General features: G+C 65.7%; 22 protein-coding genes and 3 pseudogenes. 21 read left to right on the top strand and 4 right to left on the bottom strand.

The window, feature by feature from the left end; translation table 11 throughout:
• The first annotated feature begins 146 nt into the window (after positions 1-146).
• The 15 genes and pseudogenes from JANGC3_RS0109930 to JANGC3_RS0109870 all read left to right on the top strand — a co-directional run bounded on the left by JANGC3_RS0109930 (position 147) and on the right by JANGC3_RS0109870 (position 12,114).
• Positions 147-911 carry an SDR family oxidoreductase gene (locus tag JANGC3_RS0109930; RefSeq protein ID WP_017876340.1) on the top strand — a complete coding sequence of 255 codons (765 nt, stop codon included), beginning with the start codon at positions 147-149 and terminating at the stop codon, positions 909-911.
• Between the two features lie 79 nt (positions 912-990).
• Positions 991-1,269, top strand: a pseudogene (locus tag JANGC3_RS33645) (winged helix-turn-helix domain-containing protein).
• A gap of 2 nt (positions 1,270-1,271) precedes the next feature.
• Positions 1,272-1,394, top strand: a pseudogene (locus JANGC3_RS31425) (ArsI/CadI family heavy metal resistance metalloenzyme); the annotation flags it as partial.
• Positions 1,395-1,544: pseudogene (locus JANGC3_RS34315) on the top strand (arsenate reductase/protein-tyrosine-phosphatase family protein); the annotation flags it as partial.
• Between the two features lie 8 nt (positions 1,545-1,552).
• Positions 1,553-2,233: an aquaporin gene (locus JANGC3_RS0109920; RefSeq protein ID WP_017876338.1), complete on the top strand. Its 681-nt coding sequence runs from the start codon at positions 1,553-1,555 to the stop codon at positions 2,231-2,233.
• Between the two features lie 262 nt (positions 2,234-2,495).
• Positions 2,496-3,452, top strand: coding sequence for a sugar ABC transporter substrate-binding protein (locus JANGC3_RS0109915; protein ID WP_017876337.1), 957 nt, complete (start codon positions 2,496-2,498; stop codon positions 3,450-3,452).
• 116 nt (positions 3,453-3,568) lie between these two features.
• Complete coding sequence (locus JANGC3_RS0109910; RefSeq protein WP_017876336.1) at positions 3,569-5,110, top strand: sugar ABC transporter ATP-binding protein; 1,542 nt, start codon at positions 3,569-3,571, stop codon at positions 5,108-5,110.
• A 13-nt stretch (positions 5,111-5,123) separates the two neighbouring features.
• The gene (locus tag JANGC3_RS0109905) at positions 5,124-6,146 is read left to right on the top strand and encodes an ABC transporter permease (protein ID WP_017876335.1); all 1,023 of its coding nucleotides are present in this window, start codon (positions 5,124-5,126) and stop codon (positions 6,144-6,146) included.
• Positions 6,143-7,138 (top strand): ribokinase, encoded by a 996-nt coding sequence (gene rbsK / locus JANGC3_RS0109900; protein ID WP_017876334.1) that lies wholly within the window; start codon positions 6,143-6,145, stop codon positions 7,136-7,138. The genes JANGC3_RS0109905 and rbsK overlap by 4 nt, the downstream gene beginning before the upstream one ends.
• Entirely contained in the window at positions 7,135-7,530 is a 396-nt protein-coding gene (gene rbsD, locus JANGC3_RS0109895) for a D-ribose pyranase (protein ID WP_026132795.1), read from the top strand. Before rbsK ends, rbsD begins: the two co-directional genes overlap by 4 nt.
• A 61-nt stretch (positions 7,531-7,591) precedes the next feature.
• Positions 7,592-8,596: a LacI family DNA-binding transcriptional regulator gene (locus tag JANGC3_RS0109890; RefSeq protein WP_026132794.1), complete on the top strand. Its 1,005-nt coding sequence runs from the start codon at positions 7,592-7,594 to the stop codon at positions 8,594-8,596.
• A 210-nt stretch (positions 8,597-8,806) separates the two neighbouring features.
• Entirely contained in the window at positions 8,807-9,607 is an 801-nt protein-coding gene (locus tag JANGC3_RS0109885) for a ferritin-like domain-containing protein (protein WP_017876331.1), read from the top strand.
• A gap of 187 nt (positions 9,608-9,794) precedes the next feature.
• A complete protein-coding gene (locus tag JANGC3_RS0109880; protein ID WP_051068267.1) occupies positions 9,795-10,433 on the top strand; it encodes a DJ-1/PfpI family protein in 639 nt (212 codons plus the stop codon).
• Positions 10,427-10,861, top strand: coding sequence for a FixH family protein (locus JANGC3_RS28955; protein ID WP_017876329.1), 435 nt, complete (start codon positions 10,427-10,429; stop codon positions 10,859-10,861). The genes JANGC3_RS0109880 and JANGC3_RS28955 overlap by 7 nt, the downstream gene beginning before the upstream one ends.
• Positions 10,858-12,114, top strand: a complete 1,257-nt coding sequence (locus JANGC3_RS0109870) for a cytochrome-c peroxidase (protein ID WP_017876328.1) — start codon at positions 10,858-10,860, stop codon at positions 12,112-12,114. Before JANGC3_RS28955 ends, JANGC3_RS0109870 begins: the two co-directional genes overlap by 4 nt.
• A 37-nt stretch (positions 12,115-12,151) precedes the next feature.
• On the opposite strand, the gene JANGC3_RS33230 is transcribed toward JANGC3_RS0109870, so the two are convergent.
• Both JANGC3_RS33230 and fur read right to left on the bottom strand, forming a co-directional pair.
• Positions 12,152-12,319 carry a MerR family DNA-binding transcriptional regulator gene (locus JANGC3_RS33230; RefSeq protein WP_017876327.1) on the bottom strand — a complete coding sequence of 56 codons (168 nt, stop codon included), beginning with the start codon at positions 12,317-12,319 and terminating at the stop codon, positions 12,152-12,154.
• A 73-nt stretch (positions 12,320-12,392) separates the two neighbouring features.
• On the bottom strand, positions 12,393-12,830 hold the full coding sequence (fur, locus tag JANGC3_RS0109860; protein ID WP_017876326.1) for a ferric iron uptake transcriptional regulator: 438 nt from the start codon (positions 12,828-12,830) through the stop codon (positions 12,393-12,395).
• Between the two features lie 512 nt (positions 12,831-13,342).
• Here fur and dnaK point away from each other — a divergent pair.
• Positions 13,343-15,253 carry a molecular chaperone DnaK gene (dnaK, locus tag JANGC3_RS0109855; protein ID WP_017876325.1) on the top strand — a complete coding sequence of 637 codons (1,911 nt, stop codon included), beginning with the start codon at positions 13,343-13,345 and terminating at the stop codon, positions 15,251-15,253.
• Here dnaK and JANGC3_RS32535 read toward each other — a convergent pair.
• Positions 15,250-15,423 carry a hypothetical protein gene (locus JANGC3_RS32535; protein WP_017876324.1) on the bottom strand — a complete coding sequence of 58 codons (174 nt, stop codon included), beginning with the start codon at positions 15,421-15,423 and terminating at the stop codon, positions 15,250-15,252. The genes dnaK and JANGC3_RS32535 overlap by 4 nt on opposite strands.
• A gap of 273 nt (positions 15,424-15,696) precedes the next feature.
• Between JANGC3_RS32535 and JANGC3_RS0109845 the strand changes: the two genes are divergently transcribed.
• From JANGC3_RS0109845 to JANGC3_RS0109825, 5 genes are all read left to right on the top strand, one after another.
• Positions 15,697-16,563, top strand: coding sequence for a CPBP family intramembrane glutamic endopeptidase (locus JANGC3_RS0109845; RefSeq protein ID WP_017876323.1), 867 nt, complete (start codon positions 15,697-15,699; stop codon positions 16,561-16,563).
• A 6-nt stretch (positions 16,564-16,569) separates the two neighbouring features.
• On the top strand, positions 16,570-17,082 hold the full coding sequence (locus JANGC3_RS0109840) for a MarR family winged helix-turn-helix transcriptional regulator (RefSeq protein WP_035787586.1): 513 nt from the start codon (positions 16,570-16,572) through the stop codon (positions 17,080-17,082).
• A 207-nt stretch (positions 17,083-17,289) separates the two neighbouring features.
• On the top strand, positions 17,290-17,907 hold the full coding sequence (locus JANGC3_RS0109835) for an OmpW/AlkL family protein (protein ID WP_026132793.1): 618 nt from the start codon (positions 17,290-17,292) through the stop codon (positions 17,905-17,907).
• A gap of 169 nt (positions 17,908-18,076) precedes the next feature.
• Positions 18,077-18,394 carry an antibiotic biosynthesis monooxygenase family protein gene (locus JANGC3_RS0109830; protein ID WP_017876320.1) on the top strand — a complete coding sequence of 106 codons (318 nt, stop codon included), beginning with the start codon at positions 18,077-18,079 and terminating at the stop codon, positions 18,392-18,394.
• A gap of 51 nt (positions 18,395-18,445) precedes the next feature.
• A complete protein-coding gene (locus tag JANGC3_RS0109825) occupies positions 18,446-19,000 on the top strand; it encodes a gamma carbonic anhydrase family protein (protein ID WP_035787584.1) in 555 nt (184 codons plus the stop codon).
• 13 nt (positions 19,001-19,013) lie between these two features.
• Here the strand turns inward: JANGC3_RS0109825 and lon are convergent, their stop codons facing one another.
• A complete protein-coding gene (gene lon, locus JANGC3_RS0109820; protein WP_017876318.1) occupies positions 19,014-21,413 on the bottom strand; it encodes an endopeptidase La in 2,400 nt (799 codons plus the stop codon).
• Positions 21,414-21,506: the final 93 nt, after the last annotated feature.

Raw genomic sequence — 21,506 nt, 5'->3', positions numbered from 1 at the left:
CGGCCGGGCTGGACTTCACCAATTATGCCGCCGACATGTGCGGTGTGCGCGACCCGTCCTGAATGCGGCCGCAAGAAACGGATAGAACGGCAGGGGCCGCTTCGTTACGCTGATGTTTCGCCATAACTCAACGTAAGGATAGCAAAATGAAGCAGTTATCAGGAAAAGTCGCGATTGTGACCGGCGCAAGTTCGGGCATCGGCTACGAGACCGCGAAGTTGTTTGCCAGGGAGGGCGCGCAAGTGGTCGTGACGGCGCGCCGTCAAGCCGAGTTGGACGCCCTTGTGGCCGACATTGAGCAAGGTGGGGGCGAAGCGATTGCCGTCGCCGGTGACATCAAAGACGAACAACTTGCCCGCGCATTGGTGGAGGTCGCGGTCGGTCGCTTTGGCGGACTGGATATCGCTTTCAACAACGCCGGATCGGTAGGGGAGATCGCGGCGCTTGCCGATCTTTCGGTCGATGCCTGGAAATCCGTGCTCGACACCAACCTGACCGGCGCGTTCCTTGGCGCGAAGTTTCAGATTCCAGCGATGGTCAAACGCGGCGGCGGCTCCATCATCTTCACCTCCTCCTTCGTCGGCCATACCGTTGGCTTCCCCGGTATGGGCGCGTATGCCGCCAGCAAGGCGGGATTGACCGGCCTGATGCAAGTGATCGCCGTTGAGTACGCGGCGCATGGGGTGCGCGCCAATGCCCTGCTGCCGGGCGGCACGGATACGCCGGCGGGGCGCGCCGTCGCCAATACGCCGGAGGCGCGTGCCTTCATCGAAGGGTTGTACGCGCTCAAGCGTCTGGCAACGCCGGCGGAAATTGCGCGTTCGGCGCTTTACCTGGCGTCCGACGCGTCAAGTTTCACGACGGGATCGTGCCTGATGGTCGATGGTGGCGTTTCCATTAATCGTACCTGAGCGGGAAATCACTAGCGCTGCCTTCGCACCGAAAAAGTAGGGGTTTACAATGCTTTAATATTTCAAGTATTATTGAAGTATGGAAGCGAAAAACGCAATCACGGCCTTGGCCGCACTCTCTCAGGAATCCCGGCTCGCAATCTTTCGCGCCTTGGTGCAAGCCGGGCCTACCGGTCTTGCCGCTGGCAAGATCGGTGAAAGGACCGGTATTCCCCGTCGTCACTATCCTTTCACATGAACGAACTTAGCCACGCCGACCATGCACGGCCTTTTGGTCTTCCTGACTGAGAACTGTTGCGGCGGCAATCCATGTGCGCCGGTCTGTTCCCCCGCCTGTCCCACAACCGAAGAGGTGTAAAGATGAATCGCTTACATGTGCATATTTCCGTCGGTGATTTGAACAACAGCATCGGCTTCTACTCGGCGCTTTTTTCAAGCGAACCGACGGTCGTAAAAAGCGATTACGCCAAGTGGATGCTGGACCTGAGCGAAAAAATCTACAACGTCCTGTTTCCTTGCACCGGCAATTCCGCCCGCGGCGTCATGGCCGAAGCCTTGGTAACGACGATGGGGAAAAGCCGGTTCAAAGGGTGTAGCGCTGGCAGCCACCCGGGCGGCACGGTCAACCCGTTTACGCCGGTATGACGCTTGCGCGCCGCGTCGTCGCCGAAAGCCTCGGCACGGCCATGCTGCTGGCAATCGTAGTCGGTTCCGGCATCATGGCCGAACGGCTGGCCGCTGGAATCGTTGGCCTTGCGCTGCTGGCCAACGCGATAGCGACCGGCGCTGGCTTGGCGGCACTCATCCTGACTTTCGGCCCGGTGTCCGGGGCGCACTTCAATCCAGCCGTGACCTTGGTCGATGCCTGGCACGGCAACACCGGCTGGCGCGATGTGCCGGCATACGTCGTGGCGCAAGTCGCCGGGGCGTTCGCCGGCGTGGCCGCGGCGCACGCGATGTTCGGCGAGCCTCTGTTTTCCGCTTCGCAGCATGTTCGGGACGGTCTTCCGCAATTGTGGAGCGAGTTCGTCGCCACGTTTGGCCTGTTGGCCGTGATCGTCGGATGTTCGCGCAGCCGGCCAACCGTGACGCCGTTCGCCGTCGCTGCCTATATTACGGCGGCCTACTGGTTCACGTCGTCCACCTCGTTCGCCAACCCCGCCGTGACATTGGCGCGTGCCGCTACCGACACCTTCGCCGGGATAAGGCCAGCGGACGTTCCGGGGTTCGTTGTCGCCCAGCTGGTCGGTGCCGCGACGGCGGCGGTAGTGTTCGGTTGGCTGTATAAGGCGGCGCCATCCTCTACCAAGTCGGTGCAATAAGACTGGTTCAGCGAGCGCGTCCAGATCCGCACCGGCGCCCGCGTGGAGGCCATTTCCGGCCCCAAGCCGCGCCGCAAGCGGAATGCGGATTGATTTTTATCAACAAGTGCTTCGATAGTTTCCCGTGAAAAAATAACTCCTTGACACCGGTTGGTACTCCGCGATCTAATACGCAATCGATTGCGCAATCGATTGCGTACCGTTTTTTGACTGATCAGCGCGAGTTCACTTAAAACTACAACTTCCCTTTCGGAGACACCCAATGAGCACCATTTCCCTTTTTGCCAAATCAATCGCCGTGGCCGCCGCCAGCTTGATGCTGGCCGTACCGATGGCCCAGGCCAGCGCCGAGAAGCCGCGCGTCGCCCTGGTGATGAAGTCGCTCGCCAATGAATTTTTCCTGACGATGGAAAACGGCGCCAAGGCGCATCAAAAGAAAAACAGCGACAAGTACGAGCTGATCACCAACGGCGTCAAGGACGAGAGCGACACCGCCGGCCAGATCAAACTGGTCGAGCAAATGATTATTTCCAACGTCGACGCGATCGTTATCGCGCCGGCCGATTCGAAGGCGCTGGTGGCGGTGTCCAAGCGCGCCATCGACGCCGGCATCGTCGTCATTAACATCGATAACCAGTTCGACGCCAGCGCGCTGAAAGAGAAGGGCATCACCGTGCCGTTCGTCGGGCCGCTCGACCGCAAGGGCGCCGAGCAGGTGGGCGACTACCTGGCCAAGTTCTTGAAGCCGGGCGACAAGGTGGCGATCATTGAAGGCTTGCCAACGGCGAACAACGCCAAGCTGCGCACCGCCGGTTTCCAGGACGCGATGAAGAAGGCCGGCGCGAAAGTGGTCGGCGTCCAGACCGGCGAGTGGGAAATCGACAAGGCCAACAAGGTGGCCGCCGCGATGCTGAGCGAGAACCCGGATATGAAGGCGCTGCTGTGCGGTAACGACAGCATGGCCATCGGCGCCGTGGCCGCCGTGAAATCGGCCGGCTTGACCGGCAAGGTGCGGGTGGTTGGCTTTGACAATATTTCGGCCGTTGCACCGATGCTCAAGGATGGCCGTATGACCGCCACCGCCGAGCAGCACGCCGACAAGCTGGCCATTTACGGCATTGAAAACGCGCTGAAGTTCTTGAAAGCCAAGGCGCCGATTAAAACCCTGGGCGGCGTGGTCGAGACCCCGGTTGATTTGGTTGCCGGTAGCAAGAAGTAAGCTTGCGCAGCCGCTGTTGGCGCACTCTTAAACCAACGGCGAGGGCCGGGGTTACGCCGGTGGTTTTGTCCGCGCCGGCGGCCCCCGCACATTATCTATTCCCCGAGAATATCCCCATGAGTTCCTTTATTGAGCCGCAGTCGCAGCCCTTGTTGCAAATCAACGGCGTGTCGATGTCCTATGCCGGGCCGGTGTTGCAGGACGTTCATTTGAGCCTGCGCCCGGGCGAGGTGCGCGTGCTGGCCGGCGAGAACGGCGCCGGCAAGAGCACGCTGTCGAAGATTATCTGCGGGCTGGTGACGCCGCTGGCCGGCAGCATGCGGCTGAACGGCGTGGCGTTCGCGCCGACGTCGCGCGCGCAGGCCGAGGAGCGCGGCGTGCGCATGGTGCTGCAGGAGCTGAGCCTGGTGAACACGCTGAGCATCGCCGAGAACCTGTTCCTGCGCAAGCTGCCGAGCCGCTTCGGTTTCGTCGACTACGCCAGGCTGAACGCCGCCGCCGCCCAGTGCATGGCGCAGGTCGGCCTGGGCGCGCTCGACCCGGCCACGCCGGTGTCGCGCCTGGGCATCGGCCAGCGCCAGATGATCGAGATCGCCGCCAACATCAGCGCCGACTGCAAGGTGCTGATCCTCGACGAGCCGACGGCGATGCTGACCGGCCGCGAGGTCGACCTGCTGTTCGTGCAGATCGAGCGGCTCAAGGCCAAGGGCGTCGGCATCATCTATATTTCGCACCGGCTGGAAGAGACCAAGCGCATCGCCGATTCGATTTCGGTGCTGCGCGACGGCCTGGTGGTCGGCACCCACGCGGCCGACGCCATCAGCATTCCAGAAGTGGTCAAACTGATGGTCGGGCGCGAGGTCGGCGACCGGCTCGACCGGCCCAAGCCGCAGCCGAGCGCGATTTCGCTGAAGGTGCAGAACCTGAGCCGCGGCAAGGCGGTGCGCGACGTCAGTTTCGAGGCGCGCGGCGGGGAAATCTTCGGCATCGCCGGCCTGGTCGGTTCGGGCCGCACCGAAACGCTGCGGCTTATTTACGGCGCCGACCGGCGCGACAGCGGCCGCATCAGCGTCAGCGGCAGCGAGCGGGCCATCGGCTCGCCGTACGACGCGGTGCGCCACGGCATCGCCATGGTGTCGGAGGACCGCAAGGAGCAGGGCTTGCTGCTGCCGCAGTCGATCCGCGTCAACACCACCCTGAGCGGCATCGCCGCGGTGGCCAGGGCGGGCTGGCTGAGCCGCAACAAAGAGGGCGCCATCGCCGAGCGTATCGGCAAGCTGATGTCGCTGCGCGCCAGCTCGGTCGAGCAGCCGGTCGGCCAGCTGTCCGGCGGCAACCAGCAGAAAATCGCCATCGGCCGCTGGCTGCACCGCGAGTGCGACGTCATGCTGTTCGACGAGCCCACCCGCGGCATCGACGTCGGCGCCAAATTCGAAATCTATAAGCTGATGGCGCAACTGGCGGCGCAGGGCAAGACGCTGGTGGTGGTGTCGAGCGACCTGGTCGAGCTAATGTTGCTGTGCGACCGCATCGCCGTGATGAGCGCCGGCAAGATGGTGCGCACCTTCGGGCGCGACGAGGCCAGCGCCGACGCGATCATGGAGGCGGCCTTCAGCGGCTACGTCGACGCGGCGCCGGCGGCGCTTCAACCAATATAAGAAGGACGATCCTATGACTACCCAAACAATCGATGCACAAGCGCCGCGTTCCCCGCTGGGCGCGGCCGGCGGCGCCAAGGCGGCCTCGCCGTGGCTGCGGCGCGCCAAGGAATACCTCGGCCTGGTACTGGTGCTGGCCGGCATGGTGGTGTTTTTCAGCTACGCCAGCAAGTACTTCCTGAGCATGAAAACCTTCAGCACCATCGCCAACCAGATCCCGGCGCTGACCGTGATGGCGGTCGGCATGACCTACGTGATGATCATCGGCGGCATCGACCTGTCGGTCGGCTCGGTGCTGGCGCTGTGCGGCGGCGTGCTGAGCCTGGCGATGGTCGACTGGCAGCTCGGCTTCGTGCCGGCGGCGGCGCTGGCGCTGGCCGTCGGCTTCCTGTGCGGCATGGTCAACGGCTTGATTACGGTGACGTGGTCGGTGCCGTCCTTCATCGTCACGCTGGGCATGCTGGAAGTGGCGCGCGGCTCGGCCTACCTGGCCACCGACTCGCGCACCAAATACATCGGCGGCGCGGTCTCGTTCATCAACGACCCGGTCATCGGCGGCATCTCGCCGGCCTTTTTGCTGGCCATCGCCATCGTCGTCGCCGGCCAACTGGTGCTGTCGTACACGGTGTTCGGCCGCCACATGATCGGCATCGGCACCAACGAGGAGGCGATGCGCCTGGCCGGCATCCGCACCCGTCCGACCAAGACCGCCGTGTTCGCGCTGCTGGGTTTCCTGGCGGCGATCGCGGCGGCGTTCCAGGTCTCGCGCCTGGAGGCGGCCGACCCGAACGCCGCCGCAGGCATGGAATTGCAGGTGATCGCCGCCGTCGTCATCGGCGGCACCAGCCTGATGGGCGGGCGCGGTTCGGTCGTCAACACCTTCATCGGCGTGCTGATTATCGCGGTGCTGGAGGCCGGCCTGGCGCAGATCGGCGCCAGCGACCCGGCCAAACGCATTATCACCGGCACCGTCATCGTCATCGCGGTGATCGTTGACATGTACCGCAACCGCATGATCGCCCGGAGCGCGGCATGAGCGGCACGAGCGGCACGAGCGGCGCCAAGCCGCGCAAACAGCCGCGCATCACCGTCGTCGGCAGCCTCAACATGGACCTGGTGTTCCGCACGCCGCGCATGCCGGCGGCCGGCGAAACCATAGCCGGCCAGCAATTTTGCCAAATTCCCGGCGGCAAGGGCGCCAACCAGGCGGTCGCCGCGGCGCGCCTGGGCGGCGCCGTGACGATGATCGGCCGGGTCGGCGACGACGCCTTCGGCGCGCAGTTGCGCGCCGGCCTGGTCGGCGACGGCATCGACGTCACGCACCTGCACACGCAGGCCGGCGCGGCCAGCGGCGTGGCCGGCATCATGGTCGACGACGCCGGGCGCAACAGCATCGTCATCGCGCCCGGCGCCAACATGACGCTGACGGCCGACATGGTCGAGGCGCTGGCGCCGGCGATCCTGGCGGCCGACCTGCTGGTGTGCCAGCTTGAAACGCCGTTGACGGCGGTGATCCGGGCGATCCACATCGCCCGCCGCGGCGGCGTGACGGTGGTGTTCAACCCGGCGCCGATGCAACCGCTGCGCCCGGACCTGGTGGCGCTGGTCGACTACCTGATCGTCAACGAGACCGAGGCCTCGCAACTGAGCGGCACCGAGGTCGTCGACCGCGGTAGCGCGCGCCAGGCCGCCACCCGGCTGCTGGCGATGGGCGCCGGCGCGGTGCTGTTGACGATGGGCGAGCAGGGCGTGCTGATCGTCGGCCAGGGCGGGCGCAGCCGCATGCTCGACGCGGTGCGGGTCGACGCGGTCGACACCACGGCCGCCGGCGACACCTTCGTCGGCGCCTTCGCCGTCGGCGTCGGCCAGGGCCTGGACTTGGTCGCGGCGGCCACCGCGGCGCAATACGCGGCCGCGCTGACCGTCACCAAGCTGGGCGCGCAAAGCGCGATTCCCTTCCGCCACGAGGTGGAGCGGTTCATCACCCGATGCGGGGGCGCCGCGCCGGTCGAAACGGAGCCGACATGAAGAAGACGACGTTGCTCAACAGCGCGCTGTCGCAGGTCATCGCCGCCATGGGCCACGGCGACATGCTGGTGATCGGCGACGCCGGCCTGCCGGTGCCGGCCGGCGTGCAATGCATCGACCTGGCGCTGACGCGCGACATCCCCGGTTTCGTCGACACGCTGCGCGTGGTGCTGGCCGAGATGCAGGTGGAGCGCGCCATCGTGGCGCAGGAAACCGCGCTGGCCAGCCCCGCCATCGACGCCGCCATCGGCGCGTTGCTGGCGGCGACGCCGGTGGAACGGGTCACGCACGAGGCGCTGAAAGCGGCCAGCGCGCGCGCCCGCGCGGTGGTGCGCACCGGCCAATTCACGCCCTACGCCAACATCATTCTGGTTGCCGGCGTGGCGTTTTGAAATTGCAGGTTTGTTTGCGCCGCTTCCTGCGGCATAATCCCGCGGGAGAAAGGCGGTCACCATGGCAACAATGAAACAAGTAGCGGAGCAGGCGGGCGTCTCGACGACCACGGTCTCGCACGTCATCAACAACACCCGCGTGGTCAGCGAGGACGTGCGCGCGCGCGTGCTGGCGGTGATCGGGCAGCTGCGCTACGTGCCCAGCGCGGTGGCGCGCAGCCTGAAGAACGACCGCACCCACACCATCGGCATGATGGTGCCGAACAACTCGAACCCGTATTTCGCCGAGGTCATCCGCGGCATCGAAGACGCCGCCTTCAAGCTGGGCTATAACATCATCCTGTGCAACTCGTATGACGATCCGGGCAAGCAGGTCGCGTATATCCGCGTGCTGATGGAAAAGCGCATCGACGGCCTGATCCTGGTGTCGTCCGGCACCGACGCCGAGCTGGCGCGCTTCCTGGCCGACGACCAGATTCCGGTGGTGCTGGTGGACCGCGAAATCAGCGGCGTGGCGGCCGACTTCATCGAGTCCGACCACGCGCTGGGCGGCTACCTCGGCACCCGCTATCTGCTCGACCTGGGGCACCGCTCGATCGCCTGCGTGTCCGGGCCGCGGGAGCTGCTGACCAGCCGCGAGCGCGTGGCCGGCTACCAGCGCGCGCTGCAAGAGGCCGGCGTCGCCCCGCGGGCCGAGTGGTTGCTGTACAGCGACTTCACCAGCGCCGGCGGCCACGCCGCCTTCGGGCAGCTGCTGGCGCTGCCGCGGCGGCCGTCGGCGGTATTCGCCGGCAACGACTTGATGGCCATCGGCGGCATCTGCGCCGCCAGCGAGGCCGGCGTGCAGATCCCCGGCCAGCTGTCGGTGGTGGGCTACGACGACATCGCGCTGGCGGCCTACAGCAACCCGCCGTTGACCTCGATCGGCCAGCCCAAGCAGGAGATGGGCGCGTTGACGGCGCGCATCCTCCTCGAACGCATGCGCGACCCGACGCTGCCGTGGCGGCGCGAACTGCTCAAGCCGAGCCTGGTGGTGCGCAAGTCGACGGCGCCTTTCCCCGGCTAATTGGCGCGACGGGAACGCCGTTGTGCTTGCCATCGCGCGGCGCCGTGCTGACACTGCTTGTACGCATTGTTGCTGGGCGCGACTACGAGGGCGTGGCGCGAATGCGCCGGTGGTACGACACGGTGTTGCTGAAGGCCGAGTGAGCGCGGCGGCGATGCCGGCACGATTGATTTGCTACACTGCGTCCTTTTATTTGCACAGGGTAATACGATGGCGCCAGCGTTTGAACTGCGCGCAAGCGCGCTGCAATGCTTGCTTGAAACAGACCCCGTCGCCAAGGCCGCGGCGGTGGCGGCCATGGCCGAGGCCTACCTCGGCGGCGGCTGGGGCGTCGACATCGGCGCCGCGCCGCAGGTGTCGGCGGCTATCCCCGGCCGCCCGGAGCGGCCGGCGCTGGTGGCGCCGCGCCTGGTGGGGCGGCGTTCGATGGTCACGGTGGAAGGGCGGGCGATGCTGATCCACGCGCTGGCCCACATCGAATTTAACGCCGCCAACCTGGCCCTGGACGCGCTGTGGCGCTTCCCGGGCCTGCCGGTCGGCTACTACACCGACTGGCTGCGCGTGGCGAAGGAGGAGGCGGTGCATTTCTCCCTGCTCACTGCGCATCTCCAGGTGCTCGGTTACCAATACGGCGATTTCCCGGCCCACGACAGCTTGTGGGAAATGGTCGATAAAACCCGCGACGACGTCATGGCCCGGATGGCGCTGGTGCCGCGCACGCTGGAGGCGCGCGGTCTGGACGCGATCCCGCCGTTGCGCGCCAAGCTGGCGCAGGCGGGCGACCTGGCGGCGGCCAAGATCCTCGACCTGATCCTGGAAGAGGAAGTCGGCCATGTCGAGATCGGCAACCGCTGGTATCGCTACCTGTGCGGGCAGCGCGGTCTGGAACCGCGCGCCACCTACGTCGAGCTGGCGGCGCGTTACCAGGCGCCGGTGCTGAAGGGGCCGTTCAACATCGCGGCGCGCCGCCTGGCGGGCTTCACCGAAACGGAGTTGACGGATTTCGTGTAGATCCATCACCCCCTCCGCGCTAATGCCGATCAGCCTGCTAAGCCGAGCTGCGAAAATCATCAGGCGCGGCAGGCATACCGACCTTGGTTTTGGCGGAAATAGCGATATTTTTGTCATTTGTGCCAACCCCTGTTCCGCCATACTCGACGCTTCCGCCTTCGATTGGCGCCGTTACAGGGGAGTCAGCGTGCAAACCGTTGCGATACTTATTTTCAATGATGTGGAAGTGCTCGATTTCGCCGGCCCGTTCGAGGTGTTCGGGGTGACTGGAGGGCGCGGCAAGCGGCCGCTGTACGACGTGTTCACCGTGGCGCAATCGCTGCGCCCGGTCATGGCGCGCAACCAGCTCAGCATCAACCCCGACTATAGTTTCGAGACCATGCCGGACGCCGACGTTTTCGTCGTGCCGGGCGGCTTCGGCACGCGCCGCGAAAAGCGCAACCCGTCCGTGTTGCGCTTCCTCGAAGAAAGGGTGGCCGCCGCGCGCAGCGTGGTGTCGATTTGCTCCGGCGCGCTGATGTTGGCGAAGGCCGGCTTGCTGGACGGCTTGCACGCGACCACCCACCGCGGCGCGCTGGAGGAGTTGGCGCTGGACGCGCCCGATTGCACCATCTGGCCAGAGGCGCGGGTGGTCGACAACGGCAAGATCGTGGTGTCGGCGGGGATTTCGATGGGCATCGAGGCCTCGCTGTACACCGTCGCCAAACACCACGGGCAGGCGCAGGCGCTTGAAACCGCGCGTTATATGGAGTACGACTGGCAGCACCACGCCGTCGACGGCAAGCATGTCGTCGTGCCGGCTCGGCTGGAGCAATCCACATGTTGAAAAAATTCTTCCTGCCGCTGGGCATGATGGCGGCGCTGTCCGCTTGTTCGACGCCGCCCGCCGGGCTCGACCTGGCGCTGACGCGGCCGTCGGCGCAACACAAGTATGTTGTCACGGTGAACCCGCTGCTCGATTCCGTCGCCATCAACCAATTGCATTCGTGGCAAATCAAGCTTGCCACGCCGGACGGCGCGCCGGTCACGCAGGCGCGCTTCGGCGTCGACGGCGGCATGCCGCAGCACGGCCACGGCCTTCCGACCCGCCCGCGGGTAACGCGCGAGCTGGGCGAGGGCCGCTATTTATTGGAGGGCATGAAGTTCAGCATGACCGGTTGGTGGGAATTGAAACTGGCCATCGACGCGGCGCCCGGCAGCGACAATATCACCTTCAATACCGTGGTCGCGCTGCCGGAAGCGGGCAAGCGGTGAGGCCGGCGCTCGGCGCGTTGCTGGGCGCGGCCTTGTTTGCCGGCGGCATGGCCGCGCTGGCGGACGGGGCGCCCCTGGCGGACGCCGCCGAGCCGGACCGCTGGAGCGTCCAGGAGCGCGCGCTGCTGGCGTCGCTGCACATCGCCCGGCTGGCGCCGGCGCCGGCCGACCCGTCCAACGCCGTCGCGCACCAGCCGGTGGCGGCCGAGTTGGGCAAACGCCTGTTCGCCGACGCGCGCTTCAGCGCCAACCAGGCGGTCTCTTGCGCCAGTTGCCATGATCCCGGCAAGCAATTCCAGGACGGCTTGCCGGTCGGGCGGGGCGTTGGCGCCGGTTCGCGCCGCACCATGCCGCTGGCCGCCGCCGCGTTCAGTGCGTGGCAGTTTTGGGATGGCCGCAAGGACAGCCTGTGGTCGCAGGCGCTGGGTCCGCTAGAAGATCCGCTCGAACACGGCGGCAACCGGCTGCAATACGCGCAACTGGTGCGCGCGCATTACCGGCAGCAATACAGCGCGCTCTTCGGCCCCATGCCCGACCTGGCGCGGCTGCCGGCCAACGCCGGCCCGCTCGGTTCGCCGTCGGAGCAGTCGGCCTGGCGCGGGATGGACGAAGCCGAGCGCGACGCCGTTTCGCGCATTTTCGCCAATATGGGCAAGGCGCTGGCGGCTTACCAGGCTACGCTGGGCCATGGCGAGTCGCGCCTGGACCGTTACATCGCCGGCGTGCAAAACGGCGACGCGGCCGCGCTGAGCCAGTTGTTGCCGCAGGAAAAACGCGGTTTGCGCGTCTTCATCGGCAAGCACGCCTGCATCACCTGCCACAACGGACCCTTGTTCACCGACCAGCACTTCCACAACACCGGCATTGCCCCGCGCGACGCCGGCAGGCCGGACCAGGGGCGTTCGGCGGCCTTCGACAAGGTGGCGCGGGACGAGTTTAATTGCCTGGGGCGGTATAGCGACGCGCGGCCGGAGCAATGTGGCGAGCTCAACTTCATGGCGAGCGACGATCCGCATATGCGCGGGGCTTTCAAAACGCCCGGATTGCGCAACGTGGCGCTGCGGGCGCCGTATATGCACGCCGGACAAGTGGCGTCGCTGGCGGACGTGGTGCGCCATTACGCGGTGGCGCCGCCGGCGGCCTTCGGCCACAGCGAACTCAAGCCGATGAGGCTGTCCGAGGCGGAGGTGCGCGACGTGGCGGCGTTTTTGGCGACGCTGTCGGGTCCACTTATTGAGGTTGCGGGGAAGTGATGGCTAGCCCGGCGTCGACGCCGGTCTACGAAAAGCGCTAGGGCTTGCTCGCGGCGTCCCGCACTTGGCGCACAGTGGCCGGCGCGCGGGCCGCTTCGCAGTAGGTGTCGCCGGACGGGGGGCCGAGGATGAGGCCGAGCGACTCGTAATGGCGGATCGCCTTCGGCGACGCGCCCGTCAGTTTGGAGATGCCTCCGATATACATGGTTTTCCTTCGAACGGCACGCGGCGCCCGGCGCGCCGGCGCAGCGCAGACCTTACCACCACGCCGGCGCCGCTTACAGCACCGTCAGCGCGCGCTTTTGCTGCGCGCAGGTCGCGCAGGTGCCGTACAGCGACAGCGCGTGTTCATGCAGCACGAAGCCGCGCTCGGCGGCGATCTCGTCCTGGCGCTGCTCGATGCCCTCGTCGAAGAACTCGTCGACCCTGCCGCAGACGGTGCAGACGAGGTGGTCGTGGTGGGTGCCCTCGTTCAACTCGAAGACCGCGTGGCCGGACTCGAAATGGCGGCGAAACAAAATGCCGGCCTCGGCGAATTGCATCAGCACGCGGTAAATCGTCGCCAGGCCAACGTCGATCTTCTCGGTCAGCAAAAAACGGTAGACGTCGTCGGCGCTCAAATGCTTGCCCTTGCCCTCCTGGAATAGCTGCAAAATCCGCAAGCGGGGGATCGTCACTTTCAAGCCTGACTCGCGCAGTTCCTTCAGAATATCCATTGCTTACCTTTATGTCGGGCGTGCCAAAGCGGCAAGCTTTCATTATCCGGTAATGATAATCATTATTATTCGCATTAGCAAACAAAAGATGGAAATCCCTGCAATGAACGTCCCCGGGCATACCTGCATCCCGGGGGCAGGCCTCGACATGGCGGTTTTGGGCAAGCCGCGACGACGCGCCGCTCGCCGGGAGGGGGCGCGGCGATTGATCTACGTCTGTCGCGGGCGATTTGGCCTTGAATTGAGTCGGACACGCCTTACTTTATTTGCCGAAGCATGTATGTTGGTGGGCCGGGGACGCGGTGCGATGAGGAGGTTTTACCATGAACAATGTTGGAACAGGGCGCCATCGCGGCGCGACGGGCCAGCGGCCGGGGACGCCGCCGCCGCCCGCGCGCGAGCCTTTGACGCCGCCCCCGGAGCCCTTGACGCCGCCGTCGGAGCCGTGGGCGCCCGTCTCCGAACCGTTGATGCCACCGGAGCCGCCGCAAACTTATCGTTAAGGAGGATGTATGGGCAAGATGATCGGTATCGACCTTGGCACGACCAATTCCTGCGTCGCCGTGATGGAGGGCGGCCAGGCCAAGGTGATTGCGAATGCGGAAGGGGCGCGCACCACGCCGTCGGTGGTGGCCTACCAGGACGACGGCGAGATCCTGGTCGGCGCGCCGGCCAAGCGCCAGGCGGTGACGAATCCGCAAAATACCTTGTACGCGGTGAAGCGCCTGATCGGGCGCAAGTTCGACGAGAAGGAAGTGCAGAAGGACATCCATTTGATGCCCTACCGGATTATCCGTGCCGACAACGGCGATGCCTGGGTCGAGGTGCGCGGCAACAAGCTGGCGCCGCCGCAGATTTCCGCCGAGGTGTTGCGCAAGATGAAGACCAGCGCCGAGGATTACCTGGGCGAGGCGGTGACGGAGGCGGTCATTACCGTGCCGGCGTATTTCAACGACGCCCAGCGCCAGGCGACCAAGGACGCCGGCCGCATCGCCGGCCTGGACGTCAAGCGCATCATCAACGAGCCGACCGCGGCGGCGCTGGCCTTCGGTCTGGACAAGGCCGCCAAGGGCGACCGCAAGATCGCCGTCTACGACCTGGGCGGCGGCACCTTCGACATCTCCATCATCGAGATCGCCGACGTCGAGGGCGAGAAGCAGTTCGAGGTGCTGGCGACCAACGGCGACACCTTCCTCGGCGGCGAGGACTTCGACCAGCGCGTGATCGAGCATATCATCGCCGAGTTCAAGAAAGACAGCGGGATCGACCTGGGCAAGGACCCGATCGCGCTGCAGCGCGTCAAGAGCGCGGCCGAGCGCGCCAAGATCGAGCTGTCGTCGACCCAGCAGACCGAGATCAACGAGCCGTACATCGCGATGGCCGGCGGCGCGCCGGCGCACCTGACCCTGCGCCTGTCGCGCGCCCGGCTGGAGTCGCTGGTCGAGGAGTTGATCCAGCAGACCATCGAGCCGTGCCGCATCGCGCTCAAGGACGCCGGCCTGGAGGTCGGCCAGATCGTCGACGTGATCCTGGTCGGCGGCATGACGCGCATGCCGAAGGTGCAGGAATATGTGCGCGAGTTCTTCGGCCGCGAGGCGCGCAAGGACGTCAACCCGGACGAGGCGGTGGCCGTGGGCGCGGCGATCCAGGGCTCGGTGCTGTCGGGCGAGCGCTCCGACCTGCTGCTGATGGACGTCACGCCGCTGTCGCTGGGCATTGAAACGCTGGGCGGCGTGATGGCCAAGATGATCCAGAAGAACACCACGATACCGACCAGGTACAGCCAAGTCTACACCACCGCCGACGACAAGCAGCCGGCGGTGACGGTGAAGGTCTACCAGGGCGAGCGCGAGATCGTCGCCGGCAACAAGCTGCTGGGCGAGTTCAACCTGGTCGGCATCGCGCCGGCGCCGCGCGGCGTGCCGCAGATCGACGTCAGCTTCGATATCGACGCCAACGGCATCTTGCACGTGCAGGCCAAGGACAAGGCCACCGGCAAGGAGAACCAGATCACGATCAAGGCCAATTCCGGCCTGACCGAGGCGGAAATCCAGAAGATGGTGAAGGACGCCGAGTTGAACGCCGAGGAGGACCAGCGCGTGAAGCATTTGACCGAGTCGCGCAACCAGGCCGACGCGCTGGTGCACGCGACGCGCAAGTCGCTGGCCGAGCATGGCGACAAGCTCGACGGCGGGGCGCGCGACAAGATCGAGACCGCCATCGTCGCGCTGGAGGCGGCGGTGAAAGGCGGCGGCAAGGCCGAACTCGACGCGCGGATCGCCGCGCTGTCGGCCGCCGCACAAACGCTGGGCGGGCAGCCCGACGCGGCCGGGCAGGGCGGCGCCGGCGAGGAGCAGGCCCCGGGCCAGCCGCCGGACGAGGGCGCGGTCGACGCCGACTTCAAGGAGGTCAAGAGGAACTAGGCGCGCGCCTCGTGTTCGATCGCAACCGGGTAGCGTCCCCTCAACATTTTCCTGATGGTGGTTTCGCCGGCGTTGACGCCGACATTTAATTCCAGGCCGCCGGCGGGCCGCGTGCTCGCCGCGGCTGGCGGTGCCGGCGCGTGGCGCGGCGTGCGGCCACGATAGGGCATAGGTCGGCGCCGGACGTGTCGTGGCAGCTCGGGAAAGGGCGGCGTGCGACGCGGCGCCAGTCCCTGGTAAAAAGCATAGTGAAAAGACAAACTTGTCATGCGTGGCAATCTGGGCTATTCTCGGCGCAGAAAATGGCGTGGCCGGGTCGACGGCCTGGCGCGCCAATAACCATTCACGCTGTCGCCGACGCGCCAAACACCAAGGGACCCGCGTCGGCGTGCTCCATTGCCGTTGCCGCCGTGTCGGCGGCAGCCCTACTTTTAGGGTGACACATGGCGATAACGTATTTTTTGCTTGGCCTTGCCATTTGCTGCGTCTGGCTGCCGCCGGTCCAGTTCGGCAAGCGTTTTTCGATGCCCTTGTGGCCGTTGCCGTTCGCGCTGGCGGCCGGTGCCGGCGCGCTGGCCGGCATTCTGGCCCTGCCGGCGCTGGCCGCGCTGGGCCTGTTGGCCCTGCTTGCCTGGCTGGCGACGCGCCCGGCCGCCGGGCGCGCCCAGCGCATCGTCTTTACCACGCTGAGCGGCGTGTTGGCGCTGGCGCTGGCGATGCACCTGGTACCGGGCTTTCGCAATCCGCTGCTGGTGTCGGGCGCGCATTTCTCGCCGGACAGCGCGCCGTTCACCCAGTACGCCAACTTCGACAAGGGCGCCGTCGGCCTGGTGCTGCTGACGCTGTTTTGCCGGCGCTGCCAGAGCTGGCGCGAGTTGGGCGCCGCGCTGCGGCTGGCCTTGCCGCTGGCGATGACCATGGCGCTGCTCATGCTTGGCGCCGCGACGGCGCTGGGCTACCTGCGCGGGGACCTGAAACTGCCGGCCTATACGGCCACCTTCCTGGCGGTCAATCTGTTCCTGACCTGCGTCGCCGAGGAGGCGTTCTTCCGCGGCCTGCTGCAGGAGCGGCTGGCCGGTGCGCTGGCCGGGGTGCGCGGCGGCACCGTGCTGGCGGTGCTGGCGTCGGGCCTGCTGTTTGGCGCCGCCCACGCCGGCGGCGGGCCGATCCTGGTGGCGCTGGCCAGCGTGGCCGGCTTCGGCTACGCCTACGCATACGCGGCCACGAAGCGCATCGAAGCGCCGATCGTGGCGCATTTCGTCTTCAACGCCATCCACTTTATTGGCTTCACCTATCCGTACGCGGTGTAGTGCTCTATGAAACCTGGACTTGGAACGCAATTGCGCCATTTGATCGAGCTGCTGGACGGCGCGGTTGCGCGGGCCTACGTGGAAGCGGGCCTGTCGTATCGGCCGCGCTACACGCCGGTGATGCGCGCGCTGATACGGCTGGAGCCGTCCAGCATCGGCCAGATCGCCGAGCTGGCCGGCATCACGCAGCCGGCCGCCACGCAGACCATCGCCCTGATGAGCAAGGAAGGGCTGGTGTCGGTGCAGCCGGGGCCGGTTGACGGCCGCCAGCGCCTGATCCGGCTTACCGAGCAGGGTCGGGTACTGCTGCCGAAGTTGCAGGCTTGCTGGCAGGCGAACGGCGCGGCGGCCGCGGCGCTGGACGCCGAACTGGCGTCGCCGCTGTCCGAGGCGCTCGGCAACGCCATCGCCGCGCTCGAAGCCAAGCCCTTCGGCGCGCGCATCGCCGAGGCGCGCGAACGCCTGGCCGCCTCCGAGCGGGCGGATCGGCAGCCTCAGGATAGATTCAAAAAAATGTAATACAAAACGATGAAGCACTGCTTCTTTGATGCTGGAATGCAGCTACAGCCGTTGGCGTGAATAACTATCATCTATCCTGATTATCTCTGTCGAAAAGAACTATATCCTGATGGCCATCATTGGAATTTTGATATAGATCAATGATTTTTTCGCGCTGCACAAATACACTTCGCAGCGTTACTTAACGACAAGAAAGAGGGAAATAGAATGAAGAAGTCAGCAACTGCATCGGCGATGATTTTCGCGGCATTGGGTTTGTTCGCCGGCCAGGCAATGGCGCAGCAAAGCCCGTGGCTGGTGCGCGCACGCGCGGTGCATCTGAACCCGGCCGACAAGTCCGACCCGATCGCCGGCGTCGGCCGCTCCGACCTGTTGAGCGTGAGCAGCAAGACCATTCCCGAAGTCGATATTTCCTACTTCTTCACACCGAATATCGCGGCCGAACTGGTGTTGACCTATCCGCAAAAACACGACGTCATGCTCGACGGCAGCAAGATTGGCACCTTCAAACACCTGCCGCCTACGCTGTCGATGCAATACCATTTCCTGCCCGACGCGCAACTCAACCCCTACCTGGGCGCGGGCATTAACTACACCAATATTTCCAAGGTTAAGTTGCTGAACGGCGCCGCCGAGCTGGAACACAACAGCTGGGGCCTGGCCGTGCAAGCCGGCGTTGATTTCAAGCTCGACAAAAACTGGTCGCTGAATCTGGATATCAAAAAAGTACAGATCCGCAGCGACGTCATGATTGGCGGCCAGAGGGTCAGCGCCGTCAAGATCGATCCGCTGTTGATCGGCGTGGGCGTGGGTTACCGTTTCTAAAGAATATTATTTGAAGCAAGCATCCGGCCGCTGTGGCCGGAATTTTTTTGTCCATTGCATCTTCTCCCGATTACAATCTGCATTTTGCGTGAATGCCACCGTGGTCACGCAAACCAAGGATGTACGCCTCTGGTTTTTCTCCGCCGCCGGCACTTCGATAAGGGACGCCATGTATTCCGCCACATTTATTTTCGACACCAAACAATTCGACGCCGAATTCCACCGGCTCGACGCGCTGATCGCCGACGCCGCCAAGGCTACCGACGGCTATCTCGGCGAAGAGTCGTGGGAAGACCCGAAGACCGGCCGCGTTTCCAACGTTTACTATTGGCAGTCCGAACTGGGTCTGAAGCAATTGATCGAGCATCCCAGCCACCAGCAGGCGAAAAAGCGCTACAGCGAATGGCTCAGCGGCTATCAGCTTATCATTTCGCAAGTGCTGCGCACCTATGGCGACAAGACCATGAACCACCCGGCGGCGACGTAAGCCGGTCCGCGCGCCGCGCTATTTTTCCTTCTACCGTATCAGGAACGTTACATGCCTATCAGCTCTTACCTCGACACTCGCCCGCAATTGGCGCAGCGCGTTTATCTGCACGACACGGCCCAGGTGATCGGCGACGTGCGGATCGGCCACGACAGCTCGGTCTGGTGCAACACCGTGCTGCGCGGCGACGTCAACCGCATCCGCATCGGCGTGTGCAGCAATATCCAGGACTTCGCGATGGGCCACGTCTCGCACAAGAGCGCGTCCAAGTCGAACGGCTCGCCGTTGCTGATCGGCGACTACGTCACCATCGGCCATTCGGTGATCCTGCACGGCTGCACGATAGGCGACGAATGTCTGATCGGCATGGGGAGTATCGTCATGGACGACGTCGTGGTGCAGAAGCAGGTGATGGTCGGCGCCGGCAGTTTGGTGTCGCCTGGCAAGGTGTTGGAGAGCGGCTTCCTGTACGTCGGCCGCCCGGCTGTGCAAGTGCGCGCGCTCAGCGCGGAGGAGGTGGCTTACCTCAAATATTCGGCCGAACATTATGTGCGCGTGAAGAACAACTACCAGGCCGGCGCGCCGGCCGTCGCCGCCGCTGAATAAAGCGCCCGTCGGGTCAAACCTCGATGGCCGGCCCGGGGATGTGCTGCGCCGGCTCGGCCAGCGCCTCGCGCACCGCGTCGCCGACGTTGCCGAGCCAGATGAATTGCAGCTGCCGCCGCGTGTCCTCGGGGATGTCTTCCAGGTCTTTCTGGTTGCGCGCCGGCAGCAGCACGGTGGCGATGCCGGCCCGCTGCGCCGCCAGTACCTTTTCCTTGATGCCGCCGACCGGTAGGACCAACCCGCGCAGGCTGATTTCGCCGGTCATCGCGCGTTCGCTGCGCACCGGCCGCCCCGTCATCAGCGAGGCCAGCGCGATGAACATGGCCACGCCCGCGCTGGGACCGTCCTTGGGGATCGCGCCGGCCGGCACGTGCACGTGGATGTCGTGCTTTTTGAACCGCTCGGCGCCGATGTGCAGTTCCGCCGAATTCGCCTTGAGCAGCGTTAGCGCCGCCTGCGCGCTTTCCTTCATCACCTCGCCGAGCTGGCCGGTCAGGATCAGCTTGCCCGCTCCCGGGGTGCGGCTCGCTTCGACGAACAGGATGTCGCCGCCCACCGGCGTCCAGGCCAGCCCGGTGGCCACGCCCGGCAGGCTGGTACGCATGGCCAGTTCGCTTTCGAATTTGGCCGGCCCGAGTAGCGCGTGCAAGTCGGCCGGTTCGATGCGCAATTGCTGCGCGCTGCCCTCGGCGACGCGCATCGCCGCGTGGCGGAACACGGCGCCGATTTCGCGTTCGAGGTTGCGCACGCCGGCCTCGCGGGTGTAGTCGCCGATGATGGCGCGCAGCGCCGCGTCGCCGATCTCGCATTGCCCGGGCGCCAAGCCGTTGGCTTCGCGCTGGCGCAGCAGCAGGTAGCGCCGGGCGATCTGCTCCTTTTCCTGGGCCGTGTAGCCGGGCAGCGAAATCACCTCCATGCGGTCGCGCAGCGGGCCCGGCACGGTGTCGAGCACGTTGGCGGTACAGATGAACATCACCTTCGACAGGTCGAAGGGCAGCGCCAGGTAGTTGTCGCGGAAGGTCGCGTTTTGCTCCGGGTCGAGCACCTCAAGCAGGGCCGCCGCCGGGTCGCCGTGGAAACCGGCGCCGAGCTTGTCGAGTTCGTCGAGCATCAGCACGCAGTTGCGGGTGGCGGCCTTGCGCAGCGCCTGGATGATGTTGCCGGGCAGGGCGCCGACGTAGGTGCGGCGGTGGCCGCGGATTTCCGCCTCGTCGTGTACGCCGCCCAGGCTGACGCGGGCGAACTTGCGGCCGGTGGCGCGGGCGATGCTGTGGCCCAGCGAGGTCTTGCCGACGCCGGGCGGGCCGACGAAGCACAGGATCGGACTCTTGCCGTGCGGATTGAGCTTGCGCACGGCCAGGTATTCGAGGATGCGGCGCTTCACCTTGTCGAGTCCGAAATGGTCGTCGTCGAGCACCCGGCGCGCCGCCGGCAGGTCGATCTTGTCCTCGCTGAGCGCCGCCCACGGCAGCTCGGCCAGCCACTCCAGGTAGGTGCGCAGCATTGAATACTCGACCGCCCCCTCGGACATTTTTTCCAGCCGCCTCAGCTCCTTGCGGGCGTGCGCCTCTGCCTCGGGCGGCAGGCCGGCGCCGGCGATGGCCTCGACCAGGTCGGCCAACTCGGCCGGGCCGCCTTCGCCTTCGCCCAGCTCCTTCCTGATGGTGTTGAGTTGCTCTCGCAGCATGAATTCGCGCTGGCGCTCGTCCATGCGCTCCTTGGTCTGCTGGTTGATGTGCCGCGACAGGCGCAGCACCTCGATGCGCTGCACCAGCTCGGCGAGCACCTTGTCTAGCCGCTCCGGCAAGTCCAGCGTTTCCAGGATCACCTGCTTCTCCTGCACGCTGATGTCCATCAGGCCGGCGACGAAATCGGCGTAGCTGGCAGCCGAGGTGATGTGCTGCGCGGCGGCGGCCAGCTCGGCCGGCACCTGCGGCAGCAGGCCGAGGATTTCCATCGACCGTTCCCGCAGTTGCATCAGGCGCGCCTGGATTTCCGTGCTTTGCTCGCTCGCCTCCGGCAACATCTGCACGCGCGCCGCGTGGAAGGGGTAGCCGTCGAGGAATTCGATGACGCGAAAACGCTGCAAGCCCTGGCAGACGATGTAGTGCTCGTTGTCTTGCGCGCTGACGTAGCGCAGGATGCCGGCCATGGTGCCGATCTGGTGCAACTGGTCCGGCCGCGGCGCGTCGACGTCGGGGTCGCGCTGCAACACCATGCCGACGTCGCGGTCGTCGCGGGTGGCGCGCTGGACTGCGGCGATGGTGTCCTCGCGGCCGATATGCACCGGCGCGACCAGGCCCGGGAACAGTACCAGGTTGCGCAGCGGCACGATGATCAGCGCGTCGGGCGGCAACGCCGGATGCGGCTGCGCGCTGGCGGGCGGATCGTAAAATTCTTGTTCGGCGTTCATGGCGTTCGCTGGCGTGGAGGGCTGTGGTGGTTGGACACAATCCATCGCGCCGCGTTCCTGCAAAAAACCACCGGCGCAGCGCCGGCCCGCCGA

The organism is Janthinobacterium sp. CG3, assembly GCF_000344615.1.
Taxonomy (GTDB): Bacteria; Pseudomonadota; Gammaproteobacteria; order Burkholderiales; family Burkholderiaceae_D; genus Janthinobacterium.
Note: the sequence above shows the minus strand (reverse complement) of the source record. Positions and strands in the feature narration are given on the sequence as shown.